Source organism: Peribacillus sp. SIMBA_075, from assembly GCF_046534585.1.
In genome coordinates, this window is record NZ_JAWRYN010000468.1 from 1 (window position 1) to 277 (window position 277).

Sequence of the window (277 nt, forward strand, 5' to 3'; positions counted from 1 at the left end):
TAAACGTTCGAATATTAAAAAAAGAAGCGGCAGCCTCTGTTTAAGCAGGAGCGGTTGGGGTATTGAGGTAACAAGTACGGATTAAAGGAGGATGATGGGTGAATGACATTATACGACGAAATCCAAGAACTGAAACAATTCGAATGTGAAGGCCGCTGTGTGTTGAGCGTGTACCTCAATACCAACCCGGCAGACCGTGAAGCACAGAACGGGGCCTGGAAGATTCAGCTAAAGAATGGACTGAAACGCCTTGATGAGTATTTGACCGCCTCTAAAG

1 pseudogene is annotated in these 277 nt (G+C 45.8%); it reads left to right on the forward strand.

The window, feature by feature from the left end:
• Positions 1-102: 102 nt before the first annotated feature.
• Positions 103-277 (forward strand): annotated as a pseudogene (locus SB775_RS29030) (VLRF1 family aeRF1-type release factor); the annotation flags it as partial.